Annotated in this window: 16 protein-coding genes; 7 read left to right on the forward strand and 9 right to left on the reverse strand. The window is 59.2% G+C overall.

What is annotated here, in order from left to right:
* Positions 1–474: 474 nt before the first annotated feature.
* The 6 genes from VEZ52_RS05130 to VEZ52_RS05155 form a co-directional block, all read right to left on the reverse strand.
* Positions 475–816 (reverse strand): bactofilin family protein, encoded by a 342-nt coding sequence (locus tag VEZ52_RS05130; protein ID WP_192113538.1) that lies wholly within the window; start codon positions 814–816, stop codon positions 475–477.
* Positions 817–839: 23 nt separating this feature from the next.
* Positions 840–1,946, reverse strand: a complete 1,107-nt coding sequence (gene rodA, locus VEZ52_RS05135) for a rod shape-determining protein RodA (RefSeq protein ID WP_324835868.1) — start codon at positions 1,944–1,946, stop codon at positions 840–842.
* A 189-nt stretch (positions 1,947–2,135) separates the two neighbouring features.
* Positions 2,136–4,052, reverse strand: a complete 1,917-nt coding sequence (gene mrdA / locus VEZ52_RS05140; protein WP_324835833.1) for a penicillin-binding protein 2 — start codon at positions 4,050–4,052, stop codon at positions 2,136–2,138.
* A complete protein-coding gene (locus VEZ52_RS05145) occupies positions 4,036–4,506 on the reverse strand; it encodes a hypothetical protein (RefSeq protein ID WP_022659880.1) in 471 nt (156 codons plus the stop codon). Before VEZ52_RS05145 ends, mrdA begins: the two co-directional genes overlap by 17 nt.
* The gene (mreC, locus tag VEZ52_RS05150) at positions 4,503–5,393 is read right to left on the reverse strand and encodes a rod shape-determining protein MreC (protein ID WP_298998399.1); all 891 of its coding nucleotides are present in this window, start codon (positions 5,391–5,393) and stop codon (positions 4,503–4,505) included. The genes VEZ52_RS05145 and mreC overlap by 4 nt, the downstream gene beginning before the upstream one ends.
* Before the next feature lie 121 nt (positions 5,394–5,514).
* A complete protein-coding gene (locus tag VEZ52_RS05155) occupies positions 5,515–6,555 on the reverse strand; it encodes a rod shape-determining protein (protein WP_022659878.1) in 1,041 nt (346 codons plus the stop codon).
* Between the two features lie 226 nt (positions 6,556–6,781).
* On the opposite strand from VEZ52_RS05155, the gene VEZ52_RS05160 reads away from it, so the two are divergent.
* From VEZ52_RS05160 to VEZ52_RS05175, 4 genes are all read left to right on the forward strand, one after another.
* Positions 6,782–7,741 carry a TIGR01212 family radical SAM protein gene (locus VEZ52_RS05160; RefSeq protein WP_298998402.1) on the forward strand — a complete coding sequence of 320 codons (960 nt, stop codon included), beginning with the start codon at positions 6,782–6,784 and terminating at the stop codon, positions 7,739–7,741.
* Between the two features lie 470 nt (positions 7,742–8,211).
* The gene (locus VEZ52_RS05165; protein ID WP_324835834.1) at positions 8,212–8,868 is read left to right on the forward strand and encodes a GntR family transcriptional regulator; all 657 of its coding nucleotides are present in this window, start codon (positions 8,212–8,214) and stop codon (positions 8,866–8,868) included.
* Positions 8,869–8,935: 67 nt separating this feature from the next.
* Complete coding sequence (locus VEZ52_RS05170) at positions 8,936–10,171, forward strand: dicarboxylate/amino acid:cation symporter (protein WP_324835835.1); 1,236 nt, start codon at positions 8,936–8,938, stop codon at positions 10,169–10,171.
* A 12-nt stretch (positions 10,172–10,183) separates the two neighbouring features.
* Positions 10,184–11,239 (forward strand): GntG family PLP-dependent aldolase, encoded by a 1,056-nt coding sequence (locus tag VEZ52_RS05175; protein WP_324835836.1) that lies wholly within the window; start codon positions 10,184–10,186, stop codon positions 11,237–11,239.
* 95 nt (positions 11,240–11,334) lie between these two features.
* Here the strand turns inward: VEZ52_RS05175 and VEZ52_RS05180 are convergent, their stop codons facing one another.
* Positions 11,335–12,459: a TOBE domain-containing protein gene (locus VEZ52_RS05180; RefSeq protein ID WP_291443451.1), complete on the reverse strand. Its 1,125-nt coding sequence runs from the start codon at positions 12,457–12,459 to the stop codon at positions 11,335–11,337.
* Between the two features lie 154 nt (positions 12,460–12,613).
* On the opposite strand from VEZ52_RS05180, the gene modA reads away from it, so the two are divergent.
* From modA to VEZ52_RS05195, 3 genes are all read left to right on the forward strand, one after another.
* A complete protein-coding gene (modA, locus tag VEZ52_RS05185; RefSeq protein ID WP_324835837.1) occupies positions 12,614–13,381 on the forward strand; it encodes a molybdate ABC transporter substrate-binding protein in 768 nt (255 codons plus the stop codon).
* Between the two features lie 149 nt (positions 13,382–13,530).
* Positions 13,531–14,211 (forward strand): molybdate ABC transporter permease subunit, encoded by a 681-nt coding sequence (modB, locus tag VEZ52_RS05190; protein WP_298998414.1) that lies wholly within the window; start codon positions 13,531–13,533, stop codon positions 14,209–14,211.
* Positions 14,208–14,957, forward strand: a complete 750-nt coding sequence (locus tag VEZ52_RS05195) for an ATP-binding cassette domain-containing protein (protein ID WP_324835839.1) — start codon at positions 14,208–14,210, stop codon at positions 14,955–14,957. Before modB ends, VEZ52_RS05195 begins: the two co-directional genes overlap by 4 nt.
* Positions 14,958–15,076: 119 nt before the next feature.
* Here VEZ52_RS05195 and VEZ52_RS05200 read toward each other — a convergent pair whose 3' ends face one another.
* Complete coding sequence (locus VEZ52_RS05200) at positions 15,077–15,859, reverse strand: substrate-binding domain-containing protein (RefSeq protein ID WP_324835840.1); 783 nt, start codon at positions 15,857–15,859, stop codon at positions 15,077–15,079.
* Positions 15,860–15,902: 43 nt separating this feature from the next.
* Positions 15,903–16,772 (reverse strand): CoB--CoM heterodisulfide reductase iron-sulfur subunit B family protein, encoded by an 870-nt coding sequence (locus VEZ52_RS05205; RefSeq protein ID WP_324835841.1) that lies wholly within the window; start codon positions 16,770–16,772, stop codon positions 15,903–15,905.
* Positions 16,773–16,775 lie beyond the last annotated feature (3 nt).

The following is a 16,775-nucleotide window of genomic DNA, read 5'->3' on the forward strand; positions in this document are numbered from 1 at the left end:
ACGGCGGTTTGCTCGGTGATTTTGTGCAGAACTTCGCGGGGCTCAAGGCTGGAGTTGATAACCAGCGCCACATCCCTGAGCGCACGGAAATAATCGTGTGCCATAGGTGCCTCCTGAGGAAAGCGTTTCGACAGGCATTAAAACCTGCCGCGCATGAATTGTTGATCTGGTTTGTAACACGTTTTCCAGTTCCAACTATGCGCTATTTTTCTGCATCAGGCAAATGTAGTCTGGCATGCCCCGGCGAATGCGTCGCAAACAGGCAAGAGAGCACCAATGTAAAACGATTTCAGCGGGCTGCTGGCCTGGATCATTGCATTGGCAGAAGCTATGCTGCATGCGCTGAATCCGGCACCGCAACAGAGCCGCCGCAGAGTTTCATGGATCAATCAGCACAGGGAAGGGCGAACATTGTGAAAACGTCGCCGGCACGCCTCTAGGCGCTCTTGCCTTTGGCGCTTAAGCCTTGGGCCCTTATGCTTTGGGCTTGACCGGGGCCTTCATGCTGATCTGGCCTTCAATGATGCCGCCTTCTTCTGTGAGCAGATTTGGGGTGACAACCTGGCCTTCAAGCACCCCGGAGCTGTAAACCACGATGCGGCGTTTGGCCGTCACATCGCCGGTGAAGTGGCCGGAAAGCAGCAGTTCGCCAACATCAAGGGTGCCTTGCACCTGGGCATCCTTGCCCACGTTGAGCGTACCGTCACTGACAATTTCGCCAGTATAGCGGCCTTCAATGCGCACAGTGCCCTTGAAGTTGAGCTTGCCTTCATAGACGGTATCGGAGCCGAGGTACGCTATTTCGTCCTTTGCCACGTTTATCCCCTTTGGCTTTGCAGTTAGCTTTTAAACATGAAACGTCGCATGGACACGTTGAGTACAATACCAAGCAGTGTGAAGTTGACCACTGTGGCGCTGCCGCCGTAGCTGATGAAGGGCAAGGGAATGCCCACCACCGGCATGAGGCCTATGACCATGCCCATGTTGATAAAAATTTGCCAGAAAAAGTAAAAAAACACCCCAACCACGAGGGTACTGCCAAAGCGATCCTTGGCCTGCACCGCGGTTGAGAAGATGGAAAGCAAAAAAAGGCAGAACAGCGTGACCAGAGCCACGCAACCCACAAAGCCCCATTCCTCGCCAAAAACAGCCACGGCAAAGTCGGAGTGGCGTTCTGGCAGAAAGCGCAACTGGCTCTGCGTGCCTTCGCGAAAGCCCTTGCCCCACAATTCGCCCGAGCCAATGGCAATGCGCGACTGGATGATGTGATACCCGGTGCCGCGCGGGTCGTTGCCGGGGTCCAGAAACGTCAGGATGCGCTGGCGCTGGTAATCGTGCATGCCCACAAACCACATGAAGGCCACCGCGGCTGGTGCAACCAGAAGGCACGTTTTGAGCACGTAGCCCTTAAGCCCGTGGAACAGGATCATGCCGCCCATGATCAGCAATATCAGCAGGGTAGTGCCCAGGTCGGGCTGAACGATGATAAGCCCGCAAGGAACAAGGCCCACGCAAAGCACGCTGGAAAAATTTTTCCAGCCCAGGGGGCGGCTGTCGCGCGCCAGCAGGCGCGCCACCAGAATCAGTACGGAAAGCTTGGCCATTTCTGAAGGCTGCAAGCTCATGAAGCCCAGTGAAATCCAGCGCTTGGCACCGTAGACTGTTTTGCCCGCAATGGGCACCAGCAGCAGAAGAAAAACGGTTATGAGAAAGAAGGGCCAGGCAAGGTTGCGCAACTGGCGGTAGTCAAAAACCATTGCCAGCAGCATGCACACCACGCCGCACAGGCCCCAGATCAGCTGGCGCTGATAAAAGGAATTGAATGCCAGGCCAGATTCCACGCGCGTACCGCTGGCGGAATACAGGTTGCCCACGCCCACAAGATAGAGCAGCAGCATACAGGCCAGAAGGCCCCAGTTGATATAGCTGAAAAGGCGATTATCCATGCCGCTTGTCCGCTTGTCAGGAATGCGTGGTTGCAGGGTGGTGTGAAAAGGCTTGCCCATGTGCCGCCGCCATGCACCGCAACACTCGTTGGCCGTGGTGGGCCTCGCAGCGATTGTTGGCTGCGTTGTTGCCAGTGGGGCAAGCATTGTTTGCGCCCGCGCGCGGTGCCAGCTCTTTGCGCATGTTGCCTAATCCGTGGGCTCTACGGCTGCGGTGGGGGCGGGCAATACAACCATGGGCGCGTTGGGGTCAGGCCCGAAAAGATAGTCGTAAACCTTGCGGGCCACAGGGCCAGCCACGCTTGAACCGCCGCCGCCGTGTTCTACCATGACAATGACCACATAGGTTTTGCCGTCTTTAACACCCCAGGTGGCGATCCACGCGTGGTCGCGCTGGGCATATTCCATTTCTGACATTTTCAGGCGGCGGTCGCCCGCAGCCATCTTGAGCTTGACCACCTGCGCCGTGCCTGTTTTGCCGCCCATGTCGGCATCCTTGCGGCCCACAACCTTGGCCGTGCCGCCGTTGGCAGTGCGGCGCATGGCCTCCACCACAAACTTGAGCGTTTCAGGCTTGGCGGGCACACGCCCGCGCACTTCGCGGGTGGCGTCATCCACAAGCTGGGGCTTGAGCAGATCGCCGCCGTTGAGCAGGGCCGAAACAAATACGGCCACCTGCACCGGCGTCACCAGGGTGTAGCCCTGACCGATGGACACGTTGTAAGTTTCACCGCGCGTCCACGGGCGGCCAAAACGCCGCCGTTTCCAGTCGCGCGAAGGCACAAGGCCCGATTTTTCGTGTGGCAGGTCAATGCCTGTAGGCCGCCCGAATCCACAAGCCTTGGCGAATTCTTCCAGCTTGTCAATGCCCAGACGGTCGCCCATGAGGTAGAAATAGACATCGCAGGAGTCGATGAGAGCGTGCACGAGGTCTTCCGAGCCGTGCCCGCCGCGCTTCCAGCAGCGGAAAATCTGGTTGCCCAGCTTGACCTGACCGGGGCAGAACACGCTTTCACGAGGGTTAACGCCCTTTTCAAGCAGCATGGTGGCCATAACCAGCTTCCATACGGAGCCTGGAGGGTACACGCTCTGGATAACGCGGTTCTGCAAGGGAAAGCGGTTATTGGTGCGCAGTGCGTCCCAATCGCGTTGCGAAATGCCCGCGGCAAAAAGATTGTTGTCGTAGGCCGGGGATGTCACCAGCGCGCGCAGTTTGCCGCTGTCCGGCTCCATGACCACGATGCAGCCAGCCTCGCCGCCAAGGGCGTCCCAGGCAGCCTTTTGCAGGCCCGCATCAAGCGAAAGATGTATTTCGTGCCCGCCGCGCGGTTCATCGCGCAGGGTTTTGCCAAGCACGCGGGCGTGAGCGTCAACTTCGACATCGTATAAACCCTTGCGGCCCCGCAACTGCTTTTCCAGCTCCAGTTCCAGCCCCTGCTTGCCCACCAGATCGCCCATGGCCAGGGCGCTGTCTGCGGTCATTTCCTGCTCGTTGGCTTCTGCCACGTAGCCAAGAATATGGGCGAAAAGCTCCTTCTCGGGGTAGCTGCGCTTGGTGCGCACCACAATTTCAAGCCCCGGCCATTCGTGGATCTCGGATTCAATGCGGGCCACAAGGTCAAAGTCGATATCTGTGATGAGCAGCAGAGGTTCAAAGGGTTTAACCTTGAAGCGGTCCTGACGGAACTTGTCCCAGACCTGCTGGAGGGGGATGCCCGACCATTCGCTTATCTGGGCCAGGGTGGCGGGGATGTCGTGGCAGTCTTCGCGCACGATGGAAAGGCCGTATGCGGTGCGGTTGTCGGCCAGCACCTTTCCCTTGTCGTCCATGATGCGCCCGCGCGGCGCAAAGATGCGCTCGATACGCAGGCGGTTGTCCTGCGCCTGACGCGCAAATTCTTCGCCTCTGTGCACCTGCAAATACCAGAAGCGCACCACAAGCACAAAAAACATCATACCAACCAGAACCTGAAGCAGGATTGCGCCAGCTCGCGGCGGCTGATAGCCCTCGCTCTCGACCTGAATCTTGAGCCAGGAGCGGATGCCCTTATGCTGCGCCTTGTCTTTGTGCGCCAGCAGCGAGGTATTGTCAGTTTTCCTGATCATTGGGGTTCCAGTGGCGGGTGGCCACCAACAGCCGCCAGGCGAAGGGCACAAAGATGGCCTGAATCAGGCTTGTGTCCAGGGTTCCCTGCACATCGAAAGGCAGGTTCTGCAAAGGGGCCATGAGCCACGCAATGGCGTAGTATGCGGCGCCCAGGCAGGCTGACAGCAAAAAGACAAAAATGAAATTTTCCACTTCAAACAGCCAGCGGCCCATTTTGAACAGCAAAATGACAGCGGCATACCAGACAATGACGGCCCCGAAGGGGCGCGTACCCATGCCTTCCTGCAACAGGATGAACACGGGCAGCAGCCAGAGCATATTTTTATAATCCCGTTCCTGCAACAGGATGATCAGCCCTACCGTGAGCACATCAAGCCCCGGTACCGCCGCCTGCAAAACAATGGCGCAGGCCATGAAAAAGGCCCACCATGCAATGCTGCGGAGCGTTCTCATGGCGTGGCGCTTTTGGGCGCGGGCGGGCCCACGAATTCTTTGGGAGCTTCGCTGGGTTCCAGCGGGCGGGGCGCGCCGGTGGCTTCGAGCAGCAGCACTTCTTCAAGGTGTTGCAGGTCAACCAGCGGTTCAGCCTTGATGGCCATGAACTGGGTGTAGTCCGAAGGAGCCACGCGCAGTACGCGCGCCACAGGGATGCCCTTGGGGTACTTGCCGTCGAGGCCGGAGGTGATGATTATTTCGCCGGGCTTGACCTTGGCGTCGCGCTGCACAAAGTTGACTTCAAGCTTCTGGCCTGTGCCCATGCCCATGAGGATGCCGGGAGCCCGGCTTTCCTGCGAAAAAACGGCTATGCGGCTGCTGGGATCGGTGAGCAGCAGCACAATGGAACTGTGGGCGCTGGCCTTGAGAACGCGGCCAACCAGCCCAAGGTGCGTGACCAGCGGCGTGCCCGGGCGTCCGCCCGTGCTGTAGCCCCGGCTGATGGTGATGCTGTCAAGAACGGCGTTGGGGCCCATGCGGCCGGAAAGAACGCGGGCGCCAAGGGGGCGCCATGTCTGGTCTACTGGCAGTTGCACCAGGGCGCGCAGGCGCTTGAGCTCGGCCAGGTCTTCACCATTGGCAAGCAGGCGCGCTTCAAGCTCGTCCACCTTTTGCTTGAGGGCTTCGTTTTCTTCGCGCACGCCCACAAGGTCAAAATAGCGATCCCACATGTTTTCCGCAGCGTCCTGCGCGGAACGAACAGGCGTGAGCACCGCGCCGGTGATTTCAAGCCCCAGTTTCGCGGCCAGGTCGTCCAGAACGCGCGTGCGCTGATTCCAGGAATACATGCCCAGAAACAGGATGAGCAAAATGCCCGCGAGGAGGAGAAGACGCCGCAGTGTCACAGGCGGAAGCTCCTGAAAGCCGGTGCGGAATAAACCGCGCCCCTGTGCCGGAGACGCAGAACCGGAAGCTTGTGTTCCGGCATTGCGTCAGCCGCACAGGGGCGCGAGGACAAGGTCGGTTCTAGTCGATGCACACTTCTTTGAGAATGTGCAGGTTGTCCAGCGCTTTGCCGGTACCCACCACAACGGTGGACAAGGGATCGTCCACAACCGTAATGGGCAATGAGGTTTCTTCGCGCAGCAGCTGGTCAAGGCCCTTGAGCAGCGCGCCGCCGCCCGTGAGCACAATGCCCCTGTCCACAATATCCGCCGCCAGTTCAGGCGGGGTCTGTTCCAGGGCGATGCGCACAGCCTGAACGATGCTGTCCACCTGTTCAGAAATGGCTTTGCGCACTTCTTCAGAGGTGATGATAATATTTTGCGGAATACCCGTCACAAGGTCGCGGCCCTTGACTTCGATCTGTTGTTCCGGATCGAGGGGGTAGGCGGATGCGATCTTGATCTTGATTTCTTCAGCGGAAGATTCGCCGATGAGCATATTATACTTGCGCTTGACGTGGGTCATGATGGCTTCGTCCATCTTGTCGCCGCCCACGCGCACTGAGCGCGAGTACACAATGCCCGAAAGGGAGATGACCGCCACTTCAGTGGTGCCGCCGCCGATATCCACCACCATGTTGGAGGTGGGTTCCTGAATGGGCAGATCCGCGCCGATGGCCGCTGCCATGGGTTCCTCGATGAGGTACACTTCTCGTGCGCCAGCGGACTGGGCCGACTCTTTCACGGCGCGCTTTTCCACCTGGGTGATGCCCGTAGGTACGCAGATCATGATGCGCGGGCGTACAAGACGCCGCGAATTGTGAACCTTGGCGATAAAATGGCGCAGCATGGCCTCGGTAACTTCAAAGTCGGCGATAACGCCGTCTTTCATGGGGCGGATAGCCCAGATGTTGCCAGGGGTTCTGCCCAGCATGCGCTTGGCATCGTGCCCAACGGCAAGAACTACATTGTTGCCGCGCGGGTCTTTCTTGACCGCGACCACCGAGGGCTCGCGCAACACAATTCCCTGCCCCTTGACATAAACGCAGGTGTTGGCTGTGCCAAGGTCAATGGCCAGGTCATTGGAAAACAATCCTAGTGCGAAATCCAGAATTTTGGACATTACTCTAACTTGCCTCGCTGTGCTGGTGTGCTACCTTACCGTCATGTTGAAACAACTCCCGCACCCGGCGAGGCGAAGAGGCCTGGAGTGGGGGCGCTGTTGGAATTGGTAACGTCAGGCTGAAAACTGTTCTGCTAAAACTGGCATGAAGTCAAGACGGTGGACGCAGGGTTAAAATATTTGTCCCGCCGGAAGGCGCGGAAATAAGCCTTCAAGGGACGCAAACATGCAGCGCTGGCATACTCTGGCCGCTTATTATAATCGACGCTACGGCAGCCGGGTGCAAAAAATTCCACTTGACGCCGGGGCCTCCTGCCCCAACCGCGACGGTACGCTTTCGTTTTCCGGCTGCACGTTTTGCAATGCCAATGGGTCCGGCTCGGGCCGCGCAAAACAGGGCAATTCCCTACTGCAACAGTGGAATTTCTGGCGTTCCATATACCTGCGGGACGACCCCAATACGCGCTTTATTGCATACCTGCAATCCTTCTCTAACACGTATGGGCCATCAGAACGCTTGCAACAACTGCTCCAAACGGTTCGCCAACTGCCCGGCTGTTTTGGAATTGCCGTAGGAACCCGCCCCGACTGCCTTGATGACGAAAAGCTCGACATGCTCGCGGGCCTTGATTGCGACCTCTGGCTGGAACTGGGCCTGCAGACGGCCCATGACCAAACCCTGGCCCGCATTAACCGGGGCCATACCGCAGCCAGCGCTGAAAATGCCCTGCGCACGGCCGCCGCGCGCGATATTGCCGTATGCGCTCACCTCATGGCCGGTCTGCCCGGTGAAGACGAAGGCCATTTTCTGCAAAGCCTCGACTGGGCGCTCTCCCTGCCGATAAGCGGTCTCAAACTGCACAACGTCTACGTGCCCAAGGGGACGGAACTTGCCCGCCAGTACACCGCAGGCCAGTATCACCCCCTCTGGCGCGATGAATACGTCGACCTCCTCTGCGCCGCCCTGCCGCGCATCCCTTCGCACATCGTCATGCACCGCCTCCAGAGCGACCCCGCCCCCGGAGAACTGCTGGCTCCCGCCTGGGGCACGGACAAGCGCGGCCTGCTGGGAGATTTGCGGCGGGCGCTGGGGGCGAGGGATATATGGCAAGGCAAGTTCTGCGACTCCCCCGAGGTGTGTCCGGCGGTCTTTTTGAGCGCTGGCGGCGTCAGTGTGGATTTTTGATCGGGTCGAGTACCATAGCGTTGCTGTCTTTATCCGTAGCTTCCTTTGTCGCAACGGCTAAAGCGAGTACACTCCCCTCACAAAAAGCCACACTTCCTTGCCAGCGCCCAAAAATCCTCGCCGGACACCATGTCTGCTGGGTTGATGTGTCTTCTGCGTCAGGGATGATTTTTGCTCAGGCCGAGTACCGTGAGAGTACACTCCTCTCGCAAAAATAACTACTTCCTTGCCAGCGCCCAAAAATCTTTGCCGGACACAATCGTTGGCTCTGGGGGGCTGGTTGCGTCATTAACGGCTTTGCTCAGCTGGTTTCATAAGAATTCCTGTTGGTTTCACTTGGTGTTGCCGCAAATCAACTCGTTTATTCTCGGTCAAAAAACTCCACCCCTCTGTAATATTATAAGGTTACCATGCTGAAGTTGTCCTGCGGCATATGGACATTTATTTGGCTTTATGCTGGTATACCAGGCATGAAGCAGACAAACACCAAGGCATCTTCCACAGCGTATGAGGCCATCCGTTCCATGATCGCGCAGGGGCAGCTCAGCCCCGGCGAAGAACTGTCGGAACGTACTCTGGCTGAAAGCCTGCAACTTGGGCGCACGCCAGTGCGCGAGGCCATCAAGGATCTGTGCAGGGAGGGCGTTCTCATGAGCGTTCCTCTGCGGGGCACCTTTGTGCAGCGCCTGTCTGTGGAAGACCTGAAAGAAATCCACGAGGTGCGTCTGGCGCTCGAAGGCATGGCCGCCAAGCTGGCTGCGGAAAAAGGCGGCAGCCCGGAGCTGCGCGCCTGTCTTGCCGAGCTTCAGGCCCTGCCCGACGGGCCGGAGCTTGATACCTTTGAGGCCCAGCGCATCGGTTGGGATTTCCACAAAGCCATATTTCAGGCCGCGGGCAACACGCGGCTGGCAAAACTCTATGCAGACGTGCGCGTACAGAACTCATTGGCCATGCAGCGCGTCAAAAATTACGATGCAGAACGGACACGCGTGGTGATCAAGGAACATATCGCCATTGGCAACGCCATTCTGGATCGCAATCAAACACTGGCTCACCAGCTTGTCTGGGATCATCTGCAAAAGGCCATGGAAACGAAACTGCGTTCACTGCTTGCAGTTCTCGGCTAAACCTGGCCGCTGAGCATCACAAGACGTTTTACGTGCAAGGAACAGAGGGGGAAGAGAGGCGATGGAAATGACAAAAACCAGCAAAAAGCGGCCCATTCCGCTGCCAATTCAGATGGTGCTCGGCCTTGTCCTGGGCATTGTGTTCGGCTTTCTTGCGCCGCACTTTTCCCAGGCCCTGGCCCCGGTGGGTACAGCCTTTGTGCAGGCCATCAAGATGATCGTGGTGCCGCTGGTGTTCACGGCCATCACCCTCGGCATCTACCAGATGGGCAACAGCGCCAAGCAGTTGGGCAAGGTATCCGCCATCAGCCTGCTCTATTTCTTTATTGCCACGGTGGTGGCGATCATCATTGGCCTGGTCCTCAACGGCATTTTCCACCCCGGTGTGGGCGTCAACCTGTCGCACACGGCTGAACTGCCCAAGAACATCAATACCACGGTCAACTGGACAAAGTTTTTTCTCGACATGATCCCCTCCAACGTGTTCGCGGCCATGTCGGGCACCAACCTCCTGCCCGTGCTGGTGTTCGCTGTGCTGCTGGGCCTTGCGTTGGCCTCCACCGGCAGCAGGGCAAAGCCCCTCGTTGACGTGCTGGACGCTCTGATGGGCGCTGTTTTCAAGCTCACGGGCTGGATCATCGCCCTGTCGCCCATCGCCATTTTTGCCATCATTGCCTGGCTGTTTTCCACGCAGGGCATGCACACCATTCTGGCCCTGCTCAAGCTGGTTCTGGTCATGTATCTGGGGCTTGGCGTGCTGCTGGTGCTGTTCGCCATTTTAATGCTCTGCATCGGCGAACACCCCCTCAAGACCGCCAAGGCCGTGAGCGAACCTGTTATTCTGGCTTTTGCCACGCGTTCGTCAGAGGCGACCCTGCCCCTGCACATGGAAAAACTGGTGGAAATGGGCGTTCCCAAGGCCGTGGCCTCTGTGGTGCTGCCCTTGGGATATGCCTTCAACCGCGACGGCTCCATCATGTATTTTGCGCTGGCCGTGGGTTTTCTGGCTGATGCCTATAACATCCCGCTGGATCCCAGCACCCTGCTTTCCATCATCGTGGTGACCACGCTTGCCAGCAAGGGCAGCGCCAACGTGCCCTCAGGCGGCCTTGTGGCCATTGCCATGGTGCTGACAACCATTGGCATTCCTGTGGAGGCTCTGGCCATCATCGCGGGCGTGGACGCTTTTCTGGACATGGGCCGTACCGCCGTCAACGTGGTCAGCAACACCGTCGCGGTGAAGCTTGTCATGCGCTGGGCGGGCATTGCCTATGAACCGACGGAAGAAACCGCCGAAGTCTAAAAGGTGACATTCATGCCTGTAGTCGATCTGCGCAGTGATACCCTGACCGTTCCCACCGAGGACATGCGCGCCGCCATGCGCGAGGCCGAAGTGGGCGATGATGGCCGTGTTGACGCGGAAGGGCGCGGCGGCGACCCCACAGTCAATCGGCTGGAAGATTATGCCGCCGAACTGCTGGGCAAGGAAGCCGCGCTTTTCTGCCCGTCGGGAACCATGGCCAATATGGTCGCGCTGGCAACCTGGTGCGACCGTGGCGATGCTGCGGCTCTGGAGCCGGACCTGCATGTGTTCCGCACCGAAAAATCGCCCTTCATGGAAAAGTTCCTGGGCATTCAGCCTGTGTTTTATTCGCGGGATGTGCAGGGCATGCCCGAAGCCGCGTCCTTTGCATCCGCCTGCGCGACGCCGGGTGTCAAGCTGGCCTGTGTGGAAAACAGCCACAACTTCGGCGGCGGCATCTGCGTGTCGCTGGCGCGGCAGCAGGCGCTGGCCGCTACGGCCCGCAAGGCAGGGATTCCCGTGCACATGGACGGCGCGAGGCTGTTCAACGCCGCCGTGGCCCTCGGGGTGGACGCCGCACATCTGGCCGCCTGCGCGGACAGCGTGATGTTCTGCCTTTCCAAGGGGCTGGGCGCTCCGTTCGGTTCCGTGCTGTGCGGAACGCGCGAGTTTATTGCCCAGGCGCGGCAGACGCGCAAGCTGCTTGGCGGCGGCATGCGGCAGGCGGGCATTATGGCCGCTGCCGGGCTGGTGGCCCTGCGCACGGGCATTGATCGCCTTGCGGAAGACCACGAAAACGCCCGCCACCTCGGCGCGGCCCTGGCGGCCTATGGCGAGTTTGTGCTCACGCCCGTGCAGAGCAATATTGTGATGCTGGATATAAGCGCTTCCGGCAGGTCTTCAGAATGGTTCGAGCAGAAGCTTGCGCCTCTGGGGCTGCTGGCAAAGGGCATGGGCAAGGATCACCTGCGACTGACAACTTACAATGGCGTGGGGCGTCAGGATATGGCGCGCGCCATTGAGGCCTTTGAGCGTTTTATGGAAGAAAACCGCGCCCTGTGGAAGTAGTCCTGCCTGTAAGCTGTCGCTGAAATAAAAAACAACAAAGCCGCGCCGATGGTCATTACGACTGATCGGCGCGGCTTTATTTGCGTGTTCGCTGGCTAATCTACGGTGAGAATGACGGAAAAAGCTTTAAAAAATACCGTTACAGTCTGCCCGGCCACAAGATTGATGGGATTTTCCGGCCCACGGTTGCGCAGGGCGCAGACCTGACTGCCTTCGCCAAGCGCCACCAGAATTTCGGCCACCATTTCATCTTCCCGCACCCTTTCCACCACGCCGGTAAAGCAGTTCTCCGCCGGAGGGGAGCTTTTGGGCGAGAGTTCTCCGCCCTGCACCAGCACCCAGGGGGCCTTGATGCTGGCATTGACGAGCTTGCCTTCATTGAGGGCCAGGGTCTTGGCGCTTTCGTCCGTAATGAGCGAGGCCACACGCAGGCCGCCTGCGGTGCGCAGCACCACTTCGACCAGCAGCCCGCTCTGGCGCAATGAGGTTATGCGCCCCTGAAAGACGTTGCGCGCACTGGTTTTCATGGGTCGCTCCCTTTGCAGTTGTTCGCGCAGCAGGCGTTTGGCCTCCTGCGGGTCGCAGCGGACAATGCCGCTCTGACCGGGCGCGGATCGCCGGCCAAGAAAAATATCCACCACAGGCAGGGGCAGGCCCTGCCTGCCCAGCTCGAGGGCGCGGGTATGGCGCAGGGCGCGGGCGCTCAAAAGGCCCTTGGGCAGGCCGCAGGCTGCGCCGCACTGTTGCAGGCAGCGGCGCACATAACTGGCATCGCAGCGCATGAGCTCGCGTGTTTCAGGAAACAGCGCCGGGTCCTCCAGCACGCGCCTGAGGCGGCGGCTGATGGTAAGCGGCAGGGGAACCTCGCGCCCGGGGGCATCGTTGCTGCCCGGCACATGGATAACGCCGTCCTGAAAATCAAGATGCGCGGGCATGATCTCAAAAATTTCCACAAGCCGCAGGGCCGCGTAGCGCAGCAGCATGAAAATCAGCCACATGCGCAGGCGAGGGCGTTTTTCGCGCGGGCCGCGGGCGGCGCTGGCCCGTTCCCACAGCCATGTTTCCACGGCCAGAAGCTCGCGCGGGCTGATGCGCCCTGTATCCTGCAGCAGAGCGGCAGAATCCCGCCGCATAAGGCGCTGGCGCAGCCATGCCCTGTCTGCGGAAGAGAGGGAGCGCAAAAGCGCGGCCATTTCCTCACGGTTTTTGTTTTTTTCCATGCTGATTCCCGTCAGTTTTCCTGCCTTATACAAGTAAAACCCTTTTGTTGTACAGTGTTCACGCTTTCGTCAAAAAACGTGACTGTATTGCTCGCCTTCAAGGGTTCTGTACTGTTGGCATACAAACCGCGCTTCTGGCGCACGGAGGAATTTCATGAAAAAGACTGCATACGCTCGTGGGGCCTTTTGCCGCATAGCTTTGGCGCTGGGTTGCGTGGCCTTGCTCAGCCTTCCCGTTCAGGCTGCTGAAATGACAGTTTCTGCCGCTGCCAGCCTTACCAATGCCTTTAACGAAATCAAAGGCGTGTTTGAAAAGAAGCACACAGGCTTGCAGGTGCATACCAACTATGCCGCCTCCAATCCGCTGCTCAAACAGATTCAGGAAGGCGCGCCCGTAGACGTCTTTGCCTCTGCCGACCAGGGCACCATGGACAAGGCTGTGGCCGCCAAGGTTGTTGACCCCGCTACGCGCAAGAATTTTGCGCTCAACGATCTGGTGCTTATCGTGCCCGCTGGCTCCAAAAAGCCCGCCAAGCTTGAAGACATCAAGGCCTTCAAGCGCGTTGCCATCGGCAATCCCGATTCTGTGCCCGCCGGGCGTTACACCAAGGATGCGCTGAACACCGCAAAATTGTGGGAAGCCGTGCAGCCCCAGCTTATCCTGGGAAACAGCGTGCGTCAGGTGCTGGACTATGTGGCCCGTGGCGAGGTTGATGCCGGTTTTGTTTACCGCACCGATGCCAAACAGCTGGCAGACAAGGTTGAAGTTGTCATGATTGTGGAAGGCCACGATCCCGTGAGCTATCCCATCGCTGTTGCCAACACTGGCAAGGATGCCAAGATGGGCCAGGAGTTTCTGAACTTTGTGCTTTCCCCTGAAGGTCAGGCTGTGCTTGCCAAGTACGGTTTCTCCAAGCCGTAGTGCATGAAGGCGTGCCCGTGCCCTTGCGCGCGGGCCTGCAATGATGGATTGTGCTTACTGGCGGTTGCCGTTTTGGCAGAAGCGGCAACCGCCTTCAGTATTTTTTACGCATCAACGGATCCGTTCAGTGGCAGGGGGCAGAGTTGGAAATGGATTTTGACCTGGCGTTTATCTGGAGCCCGCTGGAGCTTTCGTTGCGCGTGGCAGGAGCGGCTACGGCTGTTTCCTTTGTTGTGGCAACGCTGGCGGCCTGGCGGCTGGCCCGCAAAAAAGGCCCCATGCCCGCCCTGCTGGACGCCCTGTGCTCGTTGCCGCTGGTGCTGCCCCCCACAGTGCTGGGCTACTATCTTATTTTGCTGGTGGGGCGGCGCGGCGTTTTTGGGCATGGATTGGCGGAACTGGGCATCAATCTGATTTTTTCCTGGCAGGGGGCTGTGGTTGCAGCCACGGTTGTGGTGTTTCCGCTCATCTACAAGTCAGCCCGCGCAGCGCTGGAGCAGGTGGACAAACATCTGGAAGACGCGGCCCGCACGCTTGGGGCTTCGGAATGGCGGGTGTTTGTCAGCGTGTCTCTGCCTTTGGCCTGGAAGGGTATTTTTGCGGGCATCATGCTGGCCTTTGCGCGCGGCATGGGCGAATTTGGCGCAACCCTGATGATTGCGGGCAATATCCCCGGCAAGACCCAGACCCTGGCCCTCGCCATCTACGATGCCTTTCAGGCGGGTAATGACCTCCAGGCCTCATGGCTTGTGTTCATTACCTCCGCCGTGTGCGTGGCCCTGCTGATGGCGGCGGAACTGCTTGTGAAACTCAAGAGGCGGCGCAGATGATTTCGTTGCGGCTGGTAAAAAGTTTCAGGAACGGGGTTACGCCCTTCAACCTGGATGTGCGCTACGATATCGGTGACGAGCACAAGTGCGCCGTGCTTTTTGGCCCTTCCGGTTCCGGCAAGTCGCTGACCATGCAGTGTCTGGCGGGGCTGACAAAGCCCGACGCAGGCCACATCCGCATTGGCGACTGTACGTTGTACGATGCCGCGCAGGGCGTGTTTGTTTCTGTGCAGAAGCGGCGCATCGGCTACATGTTTCAGGATTACGCCCTGTTTCCGCACCTGAGCCTGTTGCAGAACGTGGCCTATCCGCGCACGGGCTGCTGGCCCTGGAAGGTGCGCGGCGAGGAACGCGACAAGGCGCAGGCCATGCTGGAACGTTTGGGCATCGGCCATCTGGCTGCCCACCTGCCCTCGCAGATATCCGGCGGGCAGCGGCAGCGCGCGGCACTGGCCCGCGCCCTTAATGCGGACCCCTTGCTCCTGCTGCTTGATGAGCCTTTTTCTGCGCTTGATCCCCTGCTGCGCGAGCGCCTGCGCGAAGAACTGCTCGAACTGATGGATGATCTGACCATCCCCGCCGTGATTATCAGCCACGACCCTGACGATGTGGATACCTTTGCGGGCGGGCTTGTGCTCTATGACCGGGGCGGCGCGCGCACGGTGCCGGACTATGCCGATCTGCGCAAGGATTTTGCCACAGCTGGCAAGTGTCTGCGGCATTTGCAGGAGCAGGCCTGGGCCTGAACGGCGCGCAAAAGTTTGCCGGATGATTTGCAGGCTCAGGCTCAATCCAGATGCCCTTTACAGGCCAAAAGCCCCTGTCCGTATGCCGGACAGGGGCTTTTGGCATCAGGGATCAAAAGTTAGCGGTTGGCCGCTTCCAGGCCTGTATCGTCAATGACTTTTGCGGATTGCGGCGAAGCAAGGTACTGCAGCAGGGCCTTTGCGCCTTCCGGGTTTTTGGCTCCCTTGACCATGCCTGCGGAGAACAGCGTTACTTCCTGCACGGCCTCGGGGATCAGGCCCACGATATGGATACCTTCAATGGGCTTGAGTTCACTGAGTTGCTGAAAACCGATCTCGGCTTCGCCACGGGCCACCATCTTGCCCACAGGCTCCGCAGGGATCATGCGGGCCTTATCCTTGAGGGCATCCGTAAGGCCCAGCTTGGGAATCAAAACGTTGGAGATGTATTTGCCGCTGGCGCTGTCGGAATAGGCAATGCTTTTGGCATGGAGCATGGCCTGCTTCAGAGCCTCCACGGTCGAGATATCAGGGGTGGGCGCTCCGGCCTTCACGGCCAGGGCAACCTTGGAGCGCGCCAGCAGTACCGTGCTTGACGGATCGACCTTGCCTTCCTTGACCAGCTTGTCGAGCGAATTGCCCACCATGATGACCACGTCAATGGACTCGCCGCGTTCCAGTCGCTGGGGGATGGCGTTGTGGGTATCGCCCATGGACGGTCCCCACGCGGATTTGAGGGTATCACCCGTGGTCTTTTCAAACTCCGGGCAAAGCGCCTTGTAGGCGGCTGCAAAGCCGCCGGAGCTGACAACGCTGATTTCAGCAGCGCTGGCAAGGCTTGCAAGAGCCAACAAGGCCGTGCCGCATACAGCCAGACATGCAGACCTGAGAATCTTGTTCATCTTGGTTCCCCTTGGTACGGATTATGATTAATGACGCTGTCTGCTACAGCGAAAGAACCTTTTTCAGCTCATCCGGGGCCACAATGAGCCTGTCCAGGCCCAGAGAATCAGGCGCGGCTCCCAGTGCGATGGCCAGTAATTGAGGCAGGTGCAGGGCAGGCACCGAGGCCTTGCTGCCCGTCTCGTCAGCGGCATTGCCCTGATACATGTCCAGCTGCATCTGGCACAGGGGGCAGGGCGACACAACGCAATGGGCCTTGGCTTTGGCGGCATCTGTGACCAGTGACGAGACCATCACCATGGCGTCGTGCTCCGCCGGGTAGACCGCATGGAAACCGCAGCAGTCAAGGCGGCGGGCATAGGGCACCGGCGTGGCGCCCAGAGCAACGACGATGTCTTCCAGGCTGTGCGGCACGCGCGAGCTTTCAAAGTTCATGATGGGCTCGGGCCGTATGCTGTGACAGCCATAAAAGCAGGCCACGTTCAGTCCTGCGAGGGGCTTTTTGACCTTTGCCTTGAGGGCGGGCAGGTCTTTGGCGAGTTCCCACAGCAGGGTGGTTACTTCCGCAGTGCCTTTGTATTCAAGCTTGGCGGGCGAAAGCCAGCGGTTTGCCTGATCTTTTTTGCCATGATCAAGCTCGCCCTTGGCAGTGCGCAGCATGAGGGCGCAGGTGCTGCACGCGGTAATAACCGGAGCGCCGATCTGTTCGCCCAGTGCCAGATTGCGGGCATTGGCGGCCAGAGCCTCATTGGGGGCTATGTCCTGCACATGTGATGCGCCGCAACAGCTCCAGCCCGGTATTTCCACCAGTTCCACGTCCAGCAGTTTCGCACTGGCCTCAAGGGCCGTGCGCGCTTCGCTGGCGGCGGCATTCAGCACACAGCCGGGAAAAAAAGCATAACGCTTCAGCATGTT

The organism is Desulfovibrio sp. (assembly GCF_035644575.1).
Lineage (GTDB): Bacteria > Desulfobacterota > Desulfovibrionia > Desulfovibrionales > Desulfovibrionaceae > Desulfovibrio.